The organism is Serratia sp. SM04, from assembly GCF_040280225.1.
GTDB lineage: Bacteria > Pseudomonadota > Gammaproteobacteria > Enterobacterales > Enterobacteriaceae > Serratia > Serratia sarumanii.
Window position 1 is genome coordinate 195711 of sequence record NZ_JBEOQT010000005.1, and the last position, 15555, is coordinate 211265.

12 protein-coding genes are annotated in these 15555 nt (G+C 61.0%); 3 read left to right on the forward strand and 9 right to left on the reverse strand.

What is annotated here, in order from left to right:
• Positions 1-80 precede the first annotated feature (80 nt).
• On the forward strand, positions 81-752 hold the full coding sequence (yiiM, locus tag ABTW55_RS10145; protein ID WP_033649535.1) for a 6-hydroxyaminopurine reductase: 672 nt from the start codon (positions 81-83) through the stop codon (positions 750-752).
• Between the two features lie 101 nt (positions 753-853).
• Complete coding sequence (locus ABTW55_RS10150) at positions 854-1633, forward strand: class I SAM-dependent methyltransferase (protein ID WP_033653965.1); 780 nt, start codon at positions 854-856, stop codon at positions 1631-1633.
• Positions 1634-1644: 11 nt separating this feature from the next.
• On the opposite strand, the gene ABTW55_RS10155 is transcribed toward ABTW55_RS10150, so the two are convergent.
• Positions 1645-2007, reverse strand: a complete 363-nt coding sequence (locus tag ABTW55_RS10155) for a YibL family ribosome-associated protein (protein WP_004933989.1) — start codon at positions 2005-2007, stop codon at positions 1645-1647.
• A 73-nt stretch (positions 2008-2080) separates the two neighbouring features.
• Positions 2081-3547 (reverse strand): PLP-dependent aminotransferase family protein, encoded by a 1467-nt coding sequence (locus ABTW55_RS10160; protein WP_033636555.1) that lies wholly within the window; start codon positions 3545-3547, stop codon positions 2081-2083.
• A 142-nt stretch (positions 3548-3689) separates the two neighbouring features.
• Between ABTW55_RS10160 and ABTW55_RS10165 the strand changes: the two genes are divergently transcribed.
• Positions 3690-4298, forward strand: a complete 609-nt coding sequence (locus ABTW55_RS10165; RefSeq protein ID WP_033649537.1) for a LysE family translocator — start codon at positions 3690-3692, stop codon at positions 4296-4298.
• Here the strand turns inward: ABTW55_RS10165 and ABTW55_RS10170 are convergent.
• The 7 genes from ABTW55_RS10170 to ABTW55_RS10200 form a co-directional block, all read right to left on the reverse strand.
• Positions 4295-4849 carry an MltR family transcriptional regulator gene (locus ABTW55_RS10170; protein WP_033638634.1) on the reverse strand — a complete coding sequence of 185 codons (555 nt, stop codon included), beginning with the start codon at positions 4847-4849 and terminating at the stop codon, positions 4295-4297. The two genes, ABTW55_RS10165 and ABTW55_RS10170, sit on opposite strands and share 4 nt — an antisense overlap.
• 91 nt (positions 4850-4940) lie before the next feature.
• Positions 4941-6086, reverse strand: a complete 1146-nt coding sequence (locus tag ABTW55_RS10175) for a mannitol-1-phosphate 5-dehydrogenase (protein WP_033649538.1) — start codon at positions 6084-6086, stop codon at positions 4941-4943.
• Between the two features lie 58 nt (positions 6087-6144).
• On the reverse strand, positions 6145-8064 hold the full coding sequence (locus ABTW55_RS10180) for a PTS mannitol transporter subunit IICBA (RefSeq protein WP_060423488.1): 1920 nt from the start codon (positions 8062-8064) through the stop codon (positions 6145-6147).
• 542 nt (positions 8065-8606) lie between these two features.
• Complete coding sequence (locus ABTW55_RS10185) at positions 8607-9326, reverse strand: DUF3053 domain-containing protein (protein WP_033636551.1); 720 nt, start codon at positions 9324-9326, stop codon at positions 8607-8609.
• Positions 9327-9671: 345 nt separating this feature from the next.
• A complete protein-coding gene (gene glyS / locus ABTW55_RS10190; protein ID WP_033649541.1) occupies positions 9672-11741 on the reverse strand; it encodes a glycine--tRNA ligase subunit beta in 2070 nt (689 codons plus the stop codon).
• 9 nt (positions 11742-11750) lie between these two features.
• Entirely contained in the window at positions 11751-12668 is a 918-nt protein-coding gene (gene glyQ, locus ABTW55_RS10195; RefSeq protein WP_004933966.1) for a glycine--tRNA ligase subunit alpha, read from the reverse strand.
• 754 nt (positions 12669-13422) lie between these two features.
• Complete coding sequence (locus tag ABTW55_RS10200) at positions 13423-15411, reverse strand: autotransporter outer membrane beta-barrel domain-containing protein (protein ID WP_060423495.1); 1989 nt, start codon at positions 15409-15411, stop codon at positions 13423-13425.
• Positions 15412-15555 lie beyond the last annotated feature (144 nt).

Consider the following 15555-nt stretch of genomic DNA (forward strand, 5'->3'; position numbering starts at 1 on the left):
GGATTTTCGGGCGGGTTGTTATGTCCCCCCGGCGCAACTCAGGCTATGCTGAGCCTTCGACGCGAGACACGGAGGCGCACATGCATCACCCAGACGTTTACATCGGCAGCATCCAACCCTATGAAGGCGGGCGCCCCAGCGCCATCGCCAAACGCCAGGTGGATGGCGCCATCCGGCTCACGCCGCTCGGCCTGGAAGGCGACGAGCAGGCGGAAAAAAGCTACCACGGCGGGCCGGACCGCGCGCTGTGCCACTACCCGCGCGAGCATTACGCCCACTGGCGCGCGCAGTTTCCGGCGCAGGCCGAGCAATTTTGCGCCCCGGCCTTCGGCGAGAATATCTCCACCGAAGGGCTGACCGAACACAATGTGTTTATGGGCGACATTTTCCGCTGGGGCGAGGCGCTGATCCAGGTCACCCAGCCGCGCTCGCCGTGCTTCAAGCTCAATTATCACTTCGCCATCGAGGACATTTCGGTGCTGATGCAGCAAAGCGGCCGCTGCGGCTGGCTGTATCGGGTGGTGTCGCCCGGCGCGGTCAGCGGCGATCGTCCGCTGGCGCTGGCGGCGCGCAACAGCGACGTGTCGGTGGCCGAAGCCATCGCCATCGCCTGGCATATGCCGTTCGACGCGGAACAGTATCGCCGCCTGTTGGCGGTCGCCGGCCTCTCCGCCAGCTGGAGCAAGACCATGCTCACGCGGCTTGCCGAAGGGCACCTTGAGGACTTCAACCGCCGCCTGCTCGGCCGTTGAAAGCGCGGGCGGAAAAGATGAAAAACGTGCGCCGAATGCCGCGTTAACCCTGTTCTTCCGCCTATACTGTAGCCGCGTGTTTTTCAGCCAGGAGCCAGGTAATGACCACCCCGACCCATTCGATTCATCACGCCGCCGCCGAGGGCTATCAGGCCAATGCCGATCGCTATGTGAAGGGCCGGCCGGATTATCCGCCGGAAATCGCCGCCTGGCTGCGCGAGACTATCGGCCTGCACGCCGGCATGACGGTCATCGATCTCGGCGCCGGCACCGGCAAGTTCACCCCGCGCCTGCTGGAAACCGGCGCTCAGGCGATCGCCGTCGAACCGGTGCCGCAAATGCTGGAAAAACTGTCGGCGGCGCTGCCGCAGGTGAAAACGCTGGCGGGCACCGCCGAGGCGATCCCGTTGCCGGACGAGTCGGTCGATGCGGTAGTGTGCGCCCAATCCTTCCACTGGTTCGCCACGCCGCAGGCGCTGGCGGAGATCCGGCGCATTCTCAAACCCGGCGGCAAACTCGGTCTGGTGTGGAACATGCGCGATGCGCGCGTCGGCTGGGTGCGTAAACTGAATCAGATCGTCGATCGCCACGAAGGCGATGCGCCGCGTTTCTATACCGGCGAATGGCGCAAGTTCTTCCCGTTCAAAGGCTTTGAACCGCTGCAGGAGCAGGTCTTTATGTTGAGCCACCGCGGCGCGGTGGAGGACGTGATCTACAACCGGGTGCGTTCAACCAGCTTTATCGCCGCGCTGCCGCAGCCGCAACAGGAGCAGGTTATCGATCAATTGCGCCAGCTGGTGGCGGAAGAAGAGGAGCTACGGGGCCAGGACACGGTCACCGTGCCCTATCAGACCAAGGCGTATTTCACCACCAAGGTCTGACGCCCGGGGGTTCAGAACGCTTTCTTGGCGTAACCGGTGACCGCTTTCAGGCCCATCTCGCGGCCCAGCGCGGTCATCGGATGCACCACGATCAACCCGCGCGCGCTTTTCTTCAGCGCGCCCATGTCGGCCTGCTCTTTCTTGGTGATTTCGCGGCTGAACGGCAGCTTGCTCAGCTTCTGCGCTTCGGCGCTCAGCTTCTCGCCGCGCACGTTTTTCAGGCGCTCTATCTCCGTCGCCAGCTTCTCTTTCTCTTTGGTGTGCTGCGCAATCAACTCAGGGTTGCCCTGTTGGATCACGGTGGCGTCTTTGTGGTTCAAGGCGTCCAGCAGGTCGCTCAGGCGCTTGATCTCTGCCTTTTCTTTCTCTTTCATGGTCTCTGGCCCGTTGTGCCCAAAATGGCACGCTAATCAATGATACCGGCATTGTAGCAAAAGGCGCGCGCCGTTACCCGTCCTGCGCAATGCCGGGCGGCAGGCCGCTCATCTCGCAGGCTCTGGCGCCGAGCCGGGCCAACGCCTGGGTGTAGCGCGCGTTGAACGGGTAGCAACAGGAGAGCCGCAGCGCGTTGCGGTAGCGCCCGCTGGGGGAATACAGGGTGCCCGGCGTCAAACAGATCTGCTCTTCCAGCAGTTGGTGGAACAGCGCTACGCTGTCCACGTTGGGGGGGAACTCGACCCAAAACACGAAGCCGCCCGCCGGCTGCGTGGCCAGCGTGCCGCGCGGGAAATGCCGGGCGATCAGCGCCCGCGCCTCGTCTACCTGCGCCGCATAGCGCTTGCGCAGGTTGCGCAAATGGTGATCGTAACCGCCGCTCTCCAGGAAGGTCGCCAGCGTTTCCGACAGCAGCTGCGACTCGGACATCGACGACACCGCCTTCAGCTTGCGCAACGCCTCGTGAAAGCGGCCGCCGCAGATCCAGCCGACGCGAAAATCCGGCGCCAGCGTTTTGGTGAAGCTGGAGCAAAACAGCACCCAGCCGTCGCGATCGAACGCCTTCACCGCCGGCGACAGCGCGCCGCCGAACTGGATCTCGGCATACAGCCCGTCTTCAATCAACGGCACCTGATGATCGTTCATCAGCCGCGCCAACCGCTTTTTCGCCGCCAGCGGCATGGTGCAGCCCAGCGGGTTTTGCACCGTCGGCATGGCAATCACCGCGTTCAGCCGTTTCTCATTCAATAGCAGCTCCAGCGCGTCCAGCGACAGCCCCAGCTGCGGATCGGTGGGGATTTCCAGCGCTTTCAGCCCCAGGCTGGCCAGCAGCGGCAGCAGGTAGAAGTAGGTCGGTGACTCCAGCCCGACACAGTCGCCCGGTTTGGTGGTGACGCGCAGCGCCAGCTGCAACGCCTCCATGCAGCCGTGGGTCAGCACCACGTCGCCCGGCTCCAGCAGCATGCCCAGCGTCATCGAACGGCGGGCGATCTGCTGACGCAGCCGCAGGCTGCCGGGCGGCAACGAATACTGTCCGATCAGATCCGGTTGACGGCGCAGCTGAGAGGACAGCATGCGCCCCAGCTTGCCGCCGGGATAAAAATCGCTGGTCTGCGGGCAGGCCAGCGCAATGTTGGTGAAGGCCGGATTCTGCTGGGCGGCGAACACGGTATCGATCAGCGCCAGCACGTCGTCCGCCGGCGGTTCGATGCGCCCGCTGGGCGCCGAGGCCATCTTCAGCGCCGGCAGCGTGCTGCGGACATAAAACCCCGATTGCGGCCGCGCTTCGATCAGCCCGCGATCCTCCAGCGTGCGGTAAGCCGACACCACGGTATTAATACTGACGCGATGGGTTTGCGCACAGCGCCGCACCGAAGGCAAGCGGTCGCCGGGCAGCAGCGTGCCGCGGCGAATGGCCTCGGCCAGCGTATCCGCCAGCTGCAGGTAACGAGTATCCGGGGTTTCATCGAGCAGGGTCACAGTTTCTCTCCAGGCAATGGGTACAGTTTACATTTTGCACAACTGTAACCATGACAATATCCAATTTGTGGTTCTGTCACCACCCCATTGCAGCGATTATGCTGATCCTCTCGTTATTACCGTCATTTTCAAGGAACCTGCCATGCTGGACTCCGCCTTTGTCAGCTACGTCACCGTCATGTCGATTACCCCCGGCCCCAACAACCTGCTGCTGGCCTCGTCGGGCGTCAACTTCGGCCTGCGCCGCACCCTGCCGATGCTGTTCGGCATCGGCGCCGGCTGCGCGGTGCAGTTGGCTATCATTATCCCGCTGCTGGCGCTGGCGCTGAGCTGGGCCGGCGTCATCCGCTTCCCGCTGGCGGTGATCGGCTGCGCCTACCTGCTGTGGCTGTCATGGAAACTGTTCAAGGCGGCCTCGCCGGACGCCAAAGAGCAGGTGAGGCCAATGAGTTTCCTCAACGGCGCGCTGTTTCAGGCGGTCAACCCCAAGGCCTGGCTGATGGTGATCAACGTGGCGATCCTGTTCACCCCGCGCGAAGGCGCCACCTTCTTCCATACGCTGAGCGTCATCGCAGGTTTCGTCGTGCTGAATTTACCCTGTGTGCTGCTGTGGGCGGTGCTGGGCGACCGGTTGCGCAACGCGCTCCAGGTCGCCTGGAAGCTGCGCGCGTTTAACGGCGTCATGTCCGGCCTGATGGCCGCCACCGCGCTGTGGTTGCTGTTCGACGAGTGGCGCGCGGCCTTTGCTTAGCCGCGGCCGAGAGGAGAGAGTCGGGAAGGTTGTTTGGCGCCGATGCCGGCGATCAGATCGGTAATGGACAGCACCATGGTGGAGCGCACCATCTGCTGATAGCGCTGACGCTGCATGGCGATCAGCGCTTCATCCGCTTCGCCCGGCTGCAGGAAGGTCGGCGCCGGCGGCAGCGCGGCCACGCAGTGCAGCTCGCCAAACGGCCCGAGGATTTCGTCGTCGACGAAGCGGTATTCCGCACCGTCGTGATTCAGCTCTTCGCGCATCGCCATCAGCAGCTCGGCGTCTTCATATTCGTGGCGGGAGATCACCCCCAACCCATACATCAGCTTCAGGCGCACCGACAGCTCCCCCAGCGGGCCGCTGCCGGACAATAGCGGTTCGACGGCATATTTCACCGCATAGTCGTCCTTGCGGAATACCTGCACCACCAGCACGTTGAGCGCTTCCGCCAGCAGCTCTACCGCCGCGATCAGGAAACTGCGCACCGTTTTGCCCGCGTTCAGCTTTTCCAGAACCTGATTTTCAAATGCCTGTGCTTCTTCCATCATCGCTTTTCGAAAGGCGTGGGGAGGGCCGTCGATGTCGAACTCGGATTGCAGGAGCGCAGCAAGCTGCGCTCGGGTGTTCATCATCACGATTCTACTTGTGCATGGCGTTATACACAGCAACGGCCTCTTCTACAACCTCGCTTTCCGCCGGCAGGCCGGAAATTTGCGCCAGCGCGGCTTTCGGCCCGAGCGTGTTCAGCAATTCCGCCAACTCCTGCGCCTGCGGATCCTGTTCGCTGCGGTAGCTCATGGCGGCGGCGATGCCCTGGATCAGGTTGGCGTGCGGCAGGCCGTATTCCAGCGTGCCCAGCAGCGGTTTGATCAGGCGATCGCCGGCGCTCAGTTTGCGCAGCGGCTGGCGCCCCACGCGCTCGACGTCGTCGTGCAGATACGGGTTTTCGAAGCGGCCGAGGATTTTGTTGATGTAGGCGGCGTGCTTGTCGGCGTCGAAGCCGTAGCGCTTGATCAGCACCGCACCGCTCTCTTCCATCGCTCCTTTCACCACGCGGCGGATCGCCGGGTCGAGAATGGCGTCGCGAATGGTTTGCAGCCCGGCCCGTTGGCCAAGGTAGGCGGTGATGGCGTGGCCGGTATTGAGGGTGAACAGCTTGCGCTCGACGAACGCCATCAGGTTATCGGTCAGCTCCATGCCGGCGATCGCCGGAGGCTGGCCCTTGAACTGGGTCTGATCGACGATCCATTCGCTGAAGGTTTCCACCGTCACTTCCAGCGGATCGCTGCTGTCCGCCGGCGGCACGATGCGGTCGACGGCCGAATCGACGAAGCCGACGTGCTGCTCAACCCATGCCTGCTCGTCCTGCGGCAGCGCAGCGAACACATGCTGCTTCAGCTGGCTGGTGCCGCGCACCATGTTCTCGCAGGCGATGATATTCAGCGGCTGCGCATTGCCCTGCTGATGACGCAGCACCAGCCCTTTGGCGATCGTGCCGGCGATTTTGCCGAGAATTTGCGGGCCAACGGCAGTGGTCACCAGATCCGCCTCGGCGATCAGCGCCACCGCCGCCTCGCTGCCGCTGTTGACGGCGCTGACGTTGTTGACGCTCTCCACGCGTTCTTGCTCGCCCACCACGTGCACCTGATAACTTTTACGGCTGTTCAACAGATCCAGCACCGTTTGATTGACGTCGGCGAAGGTCAGCTCAACCCCGGCGTCCGCCAGCAGCTTGCCGATAAAACCGCGGCCGATGTTCCCTGCGCCAAAATGTAATGCTTTCATAACTCTACCTTCTTAATGTCGAAGGGTGCAGCAAGCTGCACCCTTTAAAATGATTCCGTTATCCGGCTTTTTTGCCGCCGAGCAGGTCCAGCACTTCCTGCACGCTGGTGGTATTCGCCAGCCGCTCGATCACGCTCTCGTCATCCAGCGCGTTGGTCAGGCTGGTGATCACCTGGATATGCTCGTTGTTGCGCGCGGCGATGCCGATCACCAGACGGGCCACTTCATCCTCTTCCTCGCCGAAGCGCACGCCCTGCGGGTACTGGCAGAACACCACGCCGGTGCGCAGCACCCGGTCTTTGGCCTCGATGGTGCCGTGCGGCACGGCGATCGACTCGCCCAGGTAGGTGGAGGTGAGTTTCTCGCGCTCCAGCATCGCCGGCACGTACTCCGCCTCGACGTAGCCGCCTTTCACCAGCTGCTCGCCGGCGAAGCGGATCGCCTGCTCTTTGTCGCTGGCCTGCAGGTTGAGGAACACGTTGCTCTCGCTCAGCTTGAACAGGTTCGATTCACCGGCTTCGAAGCTGTCGTCCAGCGCGCCCAGTACCTTTTGTTGGTTGTCGCTGGTTTTGTTGGCCGCCAGCAAACGGTCGACCAAATCGCTGTACAGCTTGCTGTCGAGGAAGTTGGTCAGCGAGATGTGCTGTGCCTGCGGCGCGTGGCGCATCGCACGCTCGGTCAGATCGCGGTGGGTAATCACCAGATCCACATCGTCCGGCAGGCTGTTGATGGCGCTGTTGGTCACCGAGATGTTCTTCAGCCCGGCGTCGGCCACTTTCTTGCGCAGCACCCCGGCACCCATGGCGCTGGAACCCATGCCCGCATCGCAGGCGACGATGATTTTGCGCACGGTGCTCAGATCGCCGTCGACCGATGCCGGCGTCGCCGCGCCGCCTTTGGACTGCGATTTCATCTCTTGCATGCGACGGGTCGCGGCTTCCAGATCGTCATCCTCTTTCACCTTGGAGGTTTTCAGCAGGAAAGCGGACACCACGAAGGAGACGGCAAAGGCTGCGCACACCGCCGCAATGTTGGCGAAGTAGGCGCCTTTCGGGGTCATCGCCAGCACTGCCAGGATCGAACCCGGAGAAGCCGGAGAAACCAGGCCGCCGTTCAGCATCGTCAGGGTGAAGACGCCGGTCATGCCCCCCAGGATCACCGCCAGCAGCAGGCGTGGGTTCATCAGCACGTAAGGGAAGTAGATTTCGTGGATGCCACCCATGAAGTGAATGATTGCCGCACCGCCGGCGGATTGCTTGGCGCTGCCGCGACCGAAGAACATGTAGGCCATCAGTACGCCCATGCCCGGGCCTGGGTTGGCTTCGATCAGGAAGAATACCGACTTGCCGACTTCCGTGGCCTGCTGGATACCCAGCGGCGAGAAGATGCCGTGGTTGATGGCGTTGTTCAGGAACAGGATTTTCGCCGGTTCAACGAAGATGGACGCCAGTGGCAGCAGGTTGTTCTTCACCATCACGTGCACGCCCGCCGCCAGCAGCTTGGAGAGCACCTCCACCAGCGGCCCGATGCCCAGGAAAGCCAGGATCGCCAGCAGCATGCCGATGATGCCGGCGGAGAAGTTGTTCACCAGCATTTCAAAACCGCTTTTGATCTTGCCGTCCACCCAGCGGTCAAAGTGCTTGATAGCCCAGCCGCCCAGCGGACCGGCGATCATCGAGCCGAGGAACATCGGCATGTCGGCGCCGACGATGACGCCCATGGTGGTGATAGCGCCGACCACACCGCCGCGCTCGCCGCCCACCAGCCGCCCGCCGGTATAACCGATCAGCAATGGCAGCAGGTAGGTGATCATCGGGCCGACCAGCTTGGCTAAGGTTTCATTCGGCAGCCAGCCGGTTGGAATGAATAGCGCGGTGATAATCCCCCAGGCGATAAAGGCGCCGATGTTGGGCATCACCATGTTGCTCAGGAAGCGGCCAAAGTTTTGTACTTTAACCTTGATGTCTGGTGAAAACATAAAACACACCCCTATTGTTACGCGCTGACAATAGAGCGCGTGATTATTGTTGTGACGATCCAGCCGTGTTGCCGCTGTATGCGAAACGGACTCTATCACGCTGTTTTTGTCACGCGAACTTCACGGATTTTTTGTGACACAAATCACATACAACACCCCAACAAACCACCCTTTATAGTGATAAAGATCACACTTATGGCGTGTAAAAAAAGCACAGTGAGAAAAAAATCGCCTGAAAACCCACAATAAAGTGATGTTGATCACATTTTTAAACTGATGGTTTGTTTTTAAATTGCGATAAACATCACAATTTATTTTCAACTGCGGCGCCGATCGCGACGCTCTGTTTGATCATCCCTGTGAGCATTCATCCCGCCGGGAACTAGCGAAGTGATGAATGAAAGAAAACTACATTGCCGAATGAATGGATTAATTGAAGTGTAGTACAGAAGCCTGCGCAATAAACCAGCAAGCTATTGGAAACGCTGAGGGGAAATAAAACGGGCCGGCAATACCGGCCCGTATGTCGTGCATGCGGTGCGTTATTGCGTCACGCTTTGAACGGCTTTCTGCGCATTCAGCAGGTTCTGCTGCTTGGCCACCAGATTCGACATCATGGTGTTGTACTGCGCCACCTGCTGCGCGGTGCGGAACTGCACGCCGTTGTTGTTGAAACTGACCTGGTTGCCCTGGCTCTGCAGGAAATCGCCAACCTGCACCAGATCCTGCACGAAGCCGGCGGTGGTCGGGATCGCCGGCATCAAGGCGTTGGCCGGTGCGGTAACGATCTTGTCATAGGCCTGGTTGTACACCGCCTTCAGATCGTCGGGCTGCTTCAGCGCCGCGCGGGCGGTATCCGCCTGCGATTTAGCGGACTGGATCTGCTGACCCAGCAGGTTCAACGCGCCGACCGATTGCTGCAGCGCGTCGCGTTTGTTCAGGTAGTCCTGCGCGGTGCGGATCTGGTTAATCTGATCCAGCGCCGGCGTCAGGCTGGCGCCGACCGACTTGGACAGCTGCTGCGAAAAGCCGACCAAAATCGCGTAATCGCCGGCATAGTTGCCGAACTTCTGCTTCTGGTCTTCGCTCAGCGTGGGGATGTTCGCCCCGCTGCGCATCACGGTATTCTGTAAGTAATCGATAAATGCTTTGCGCTGTTCCGGCTCTTTATCGCCGCAGGCGGTCAATTGCATGACCACCAACAATGCCAATACCGGTGCCAACCAACGCGCGAAACCTCTGCTCTGGATCCCTACCGCCATGTGACATAACTCCTGTTATAAACCTGCTTTTTCATTGGACTCCGCCCCTTTTTCCGCACTCCGTGCGCCTATAAGAATAGATCAACTGGCGGCATTCCGATACGCGATTCCGCTTGCGATGAGCATTGCCCCGGCCGGATGCGGTTGAAAATCGTGCGCAAAACGCACTGAGGTTCATTGCCATCGGCGACCGGACGCTTCAATTTCCCCAAGTCGCCCCCTAAGTCGCCCCCTAAGTCGCCCCCTAAGTCGCCCCCTAAGTCGCCAGGCGACCTTGCCTTCGCCCCCAGGAAACGGAAATAAAAAAAGGCGCCCGCAGGCGCCTTTTCACAGCAGAGAGGCCACTTACTGCAGCACGGAGATATCCGCCACCTGCAGGAACAGTTCGCGCAGCTTGCTCAACAGCGTCAGACGGTTCACGCGCACTTCCGCATCGTCCGCCATGACCATCACGTTGTCGAAGAACGCATCCACCGGCTCGCGCAGCGCAGCCAGCTCCACCAGCGCTTCCTGGTAGTTGCCCGCCGCGAAGTACGGCTGCAGCTTGTCGCGCAGCACCACCAGGTGAGTCGCCAACTGAATTTCCGCTGCATCCTTCAGCACCGAGGCGCGCACGCTGTCGTTCAGCGTTTCGGTAGACTTGGCCAGAATATTGGAGACGCGTTTGTTGGCCGCAGCCAGCGCCGCCGCCGCTTCCAGCGTACGGAAGTGGGAGACCGCCTTGACGCGCGCGTCGAAGTCGGCCGGCTTGGTCGGACGGCGCGCCAGCACCGCCTGAATGGTATCGACAGCGTGGCCTTCTTCCTGATACCAGGCGCGGAAGCGGCCCAGCATGAATTCCACCACCTCGTCGACCACCTTGGCGTTGGTCAGCTTGCTGCCGTACAGGCGCACGGCCTCTTCGGTCAGGGTCTGCAGATCCAGCGGCAGGTTTTTCTCGACGATGATGCGCAATACGCCCAGCGCGGCGCGGCGCAGCGCGAACGGGTCTTTATCGCCTTTCGGATGCTGCCCGATGCCGAAGATGCCGGCCAGGGTGTCCATCTTGTCGGCGATCGCCAGGGAACAGGCCACCAGCGACTGCGGCAGCGCATCGCCGGCGTAGCGCGGCTGATACTGCTCGTTCAGCGCAACGGCGACGTCTTCCGCCTCACCGTCGTGGCGCGCGTAGTGCATGCCCATCACGCCCTGGGTGTCGGTGAATTCGAACACCATGTTGGTCATCAGGTCGCACTTCGACAGCAGGCCCGCGCGGGTGGCGTGGTTGACGTCGGCGCCGATCTGGCCGGCAACCCAGCCCGCCAGCGCCTGAATGCGGTCGGTCTTGTCGCGCAGGGTGCCCAGCTGCTGTTGGAACAGCACGGTTTCCAGGCGCGGCAGGTTGTCTTCCAGGCGTTTCTTGCGGTCGGTGTTGAAGAAGAACTCGGCGTCGGCCAGACGCGGACGCACCACTTTCTCGTTACCGGAGATGATCTGCTGCGGGTCTTTCGACTCGATGTTGGCCACGAAGATAAAGTTCGGCAGCAGTTTGCCCGCGGCGTCGTACACCGGGAAATACTTCTGGTCGCCCTTCATGGTGTACACCAGCGCTTCCGCCGGCACCGCCAGGAATTTCTCTTCGAATTTGGCGGTCAGCACCACCGGCCATTCCACCAGCGAGGCCACTTCTTCCAGCAGGCTGTCGCTCAGATCGGCCTTGCCGCCAATCTTCTGCGCCGCCAGCTCGGCGTCGCGCTTGATGAGGGCTTTACGCGCTTCATAATCGGCGACCACTTTGCCGCGCTCCAGCAGGATCTGCGGGTATTGGTCGGCGTTGTCGAGGGTGAACTCGGCTTCGCCCATGAAGCGGTGGCCGCGCACGGTGCGCGCAGAGTCGATGCCCAGCACGGTGCCCGGGATCAGATCGGCGCCCAGCAGCATCGTGACGGTGTGCACCGGACGCACGAACTGCACGTCGGAGTCGCCCCAACGCATCAGTTTCGGAATCGGCAGTTTAGCCAGCGCGGTGCTGACCATGCCGGCCAGCAGCGCCTGCGCCGACTGGCCTTTGACGTGGGCGCGGTACATCAACCACTCGCCCTTGTCGGTCACCAGGCGTTCAGCCTGATCGACGGTGATGCCGCAGCCGCGCGCCCAGCCTTCGGCCGCTTTGCTCGGTTTGCCTTCGGCGTCGAACGCCTGGGCGATCGCCGGGCCGCGTTTTTCAATTTCGCGATCGGCCTGCGCCGCGCTCAGGTTGGCCACTTTCAGCGCCAGGCGGCGCGGTGCGGCGAACCAGCTCACGTCACCGTGTTCCAGGCCGGCGTTGTCCAGCTCGGCGGTGAAGTTGGCGGCGAAAGATTCCGCCAGGGAACGAAGAGCCTTCGGCGGCAGCTCTTCCGTGCCGATTTCCACCAGGAAAGTCTGTTGAGTCATGGCTGCCTCTTAGTTCTCGTTCTTCTTGTTGCACATCGGGAAGCCCAGCGCTTCGCGGGAAGCGTAGTAGGCTTCGGCAACGGCTTTGGTCAGCGTGCGGATGCGCAGAATGTAGCGTTGACGCTCGGTCACCGAAATCGCCTTGCGCGCGTCCAGCAGGTTGAAGGTATGGCCCGCCTTCAGGATGCGTTCGTAGGCCGGCAGCGGCAGCGGTTTTTCCAGCGCCAGCAGCGATTGGGCTTCTTTCTCGTACTGCTCGAAGCAGGAGAACAGGAAGTCGACATCGGCGTATTCGAAGTTGTAGGTGGACTGCTCCACTTCGTTCTGGTGGAACACGTCGCCGTAGGTGGTGACGCCCAGCGGGCCGTTGCTCCACACCAGATCATATACGCTGTCCACGCCCTGGATGTACATCGCCAGGCGCTCCAGGCCGTAAGTGATCTCGCCGGTCACCGGCTTGCACTCCAGGCCGCCGACCTGCTGGAAGTAGGTGAACTGCGTCACTTCCATGCCGTTCAGCCACACTTCCCAACCCAGGCCCCAGGCGCCGAGCGTCGGGTTTTCCCAGTTGTCTTCCACGAAGCGAATGTCGTGGATGGTCGGATCCAGACCCAGCTCTTTCAGCGAGCCCAGGTAGAGTTCCTGAATGTTGTCCGGCGATGGCTTAATCACCACCTGGAACTGGTAGTAGTGCTGCAGACGGTTCGGGTTTTCACCGTAGCGGCCGTCGGTCGGGCGGCGGGATGGCTGCACATAGGCGGCGGCCATCGGCTCCGGCCCCAGTGCGCGCAGGCACGTCATCGGGTGTGAGGTTCCCGCGCCGACTTCCATGTCCAATGGTTGAACGATGGTGCAGCCCTGGCGCGCCCAATAATCCTGCAGTGTCAGGATCAGGCCCTGGAAGGTCTTGGTATCAAACTTTTGCATGTTGAATTCGCACGCGATACAAGTGGATTTAGATGGAATGCGCCAGTATACCCTTTGACCGTAAGATATACAGCCAGAATCCGGCAACAAGTGCGAATCGGGACGAGAAGCGCTGGATTTTCCCGCGCCGGGCGCAGCGGGAAGGACAACACGCCGGCCGGTTACCTTGCCGTTCAGAAAGGCATACCCGGCACACACATTAGATCCCCTTAACAAAAATATCACTTACCGCCGTTTAAATAGTCAATTGGCTGAACGCTATTTCCCTCTTCATCGACCAAATTTAAGCTGATTTACGTACGTATATCCTTATATTTCCCACGAGATAAAGTTGCACCAATGTTATTTTTGTTAATTTTATCAACTAAAAAACTCCCTTCATCGAGAGATAATGTGATCAAGTGCCAGATTATTTCTTATGTCGTGAAAAATAAGGCGATATCGCGCGGCGTGCCGACGCGTTGGGTATGGAAGGAATGACCATGGATGAAATACGGCGCTAACGGGCCACAGAAACAAATTGACAGTTAATCTTTGGTTATACAATAATAAATAAAATTTTCCCTGGTGTTGGCCAAGTGGCTACCTGATCCTTTATAGGATCAGTTTTTTTTTGTAGTGCTGTATTTTATCGTTATGCAACAACGATAAGAGCTTTTAGCGACAAATGATAGTTGTACTAAAGTACAGTCTCACTCACATGCACCGCCTTGCCACCCCGCCTTCCATTAGCCTCATTCTCTGTCCGATTCGTTCAAAAGCGCGCGCTGACGCCTACGTTATACATAAACTGCTCGCCGCTGCTTAGCCCGCCGGTTTGCGAGACGGTGGCGAAGGCCGATACCCTGTCCGTCAACGGCATGTTGGCCCCCAACGTGACATCCACCCAGTTTTTGTCCTGGCCCGCACTGTCGCGGGTGAACGAGGTTTGCGTCGATTTCAGGCCGCCGCCGGCGCGGTAGACGTCGTCGCCGAACTGGTGCTGATAACTCACTTCCGCATAAGGGTTAAACACGCCGAATTGCGTATCCAGCCGCCAGCCCAACGCGCCGATCTGCGAGTGGTAGGTTTGATCGTTGAAGCGCATGGCGGTGCTGTCATCGCCATCTTCGCTGTAGCCGGAAACACGGCTGTAATCCCAGGCGAACTGCGCCACCGGCCCGGTGGTCAGGTAAGAAGCGATCGGGAAGTCATAGCCGGCGGTCACGCGCGCGCCCCACTGCCTGCCGGTGGTCGAACCGGTTTCGGTGCGCGTCAGCGGCCCCAGCCGCAGGCTGCGGCGGATTTCGTCATAATCCATCGTCGTATAGTGCAAATCGGCGTTGACCCAGCCCTGCTCGAATATCGCCAGTGAACTGAAAGCCGACAGCAGCAGCCCGCGCGCCTTGTAATCAAAGCGGCTGGAAGGATGTTGATCGTCGTTGGAACCGGCGATCAACGCGCCGATCAGCCAGCCGTCGGTCAGCTGATAGTCCACCCCGACGGTCAGGTTGTGGGTGGTGGCGTTGCCGTCCCCCGCCGCCCGGTTATCGGCATAGTCATAGTGCTGGCCGGCGTAACCGCCGAACACGCCCAGCGAACCCTGCGGGTTTTCGCCGTGGCGCAGCTGCTGGAAGCGGCTGTCGAGCGTGGCGCGGCTGTCGCGCGCCATCGCCGCAGTCGCCTGATTCAGCGCCACCACCTGCGCCGGGCCATCCAACACCGCCTGGATATAATCCGCAATCAGCAGGTGCGCCTGCGGGCTCGGGTGGAAATGGTCGGAGAACAGATAGGACTGGCCGGCGTCGAAGCCGGGCATATCGGAGCTGCAGACCGCCGAGGAAACGCCCGGCGGGCAAGCCATGCCGGCGGTGTTGGCGAAGCCGAACTGCGCCGGATTGGCGATCGCTTCGGCGAACAGCTTGTTGACGTCCACCCGCACGATATTGCCGCCGCCCTGCGCCAGCAAACGGTCTTCACTTTGATTATAGAAATCGGTCAGTTGGGCGGCCTGCGCGCTCAGGCTGTCATACGCCGCGATAAGCTGCGTGGCGATCGCCTGCTGCACCTGAGGAATGGCGCTGCCCTGCTTCGCCGCGGCGGCCAACGCCGCGTGGATCGCCTGCGTGCGTGAAGCGTTGTCTGGCGTCGCCACCGAATTAAGCGTGGCATAGGCCGCCTGGATCGCCGCCCCCTGCACCGGCGACAGCGCCTGTTGAATGATCAATTCCATCAGCTGCGGCGTGGAGCCGATGTTCGGCACCGTCGGCACGATCACCGTGCCGGCGCCGGCGTTCAGCAGCGAATGCACCTGCGCGGCTGCCGCGGCGGCGCTGTTATAGGCCACGCCGGGCGCGGTAGCGGCATTTAATGCCGCCGCCGCCAGATCGTTGCCGCCGATCCAATGAACGTACAAACCGTCGCCGTCGGCCTGACCGTTGACCCGGTTCAGATAGCGCTGCACCTGATCCTGGGTGTTGTCGGCCGGGTTCAGGCCCGGCACCGCCACGGCGCCGCCGGCGGCGTAGTTCTCACCGCCGTTGTCCGAAGCCACCAGCGCCGCCCCGATGCGTTGCGCCAACGCTTCGTCGTACAGCAGGTGCTGGTTACCGTCATAGGTGAACCGGCCGTTGTTGCCGGTATCGCTCAGGCTATCGCCAAAGACGTAGAGTTGATCGTACGCCTGAGCCGGAAGGGTCACACTGCAAAGCAACGCCACTGCAAGCGCCGCCGGGCGGGGCATGCACGTTATTTTTAGAGGCATGAATCGACTCCTGAGAGCCTGCAAATGAAGGCAATGTCGTTTTTATCGTTGGCCGGTTTTCCACCGGCCATGTAGTAACTATTGTCGGCTTTTTCGTCACGTCAAGCGGGCTGATGACAAAACAATCAGAGGCTTGCCAAGTTC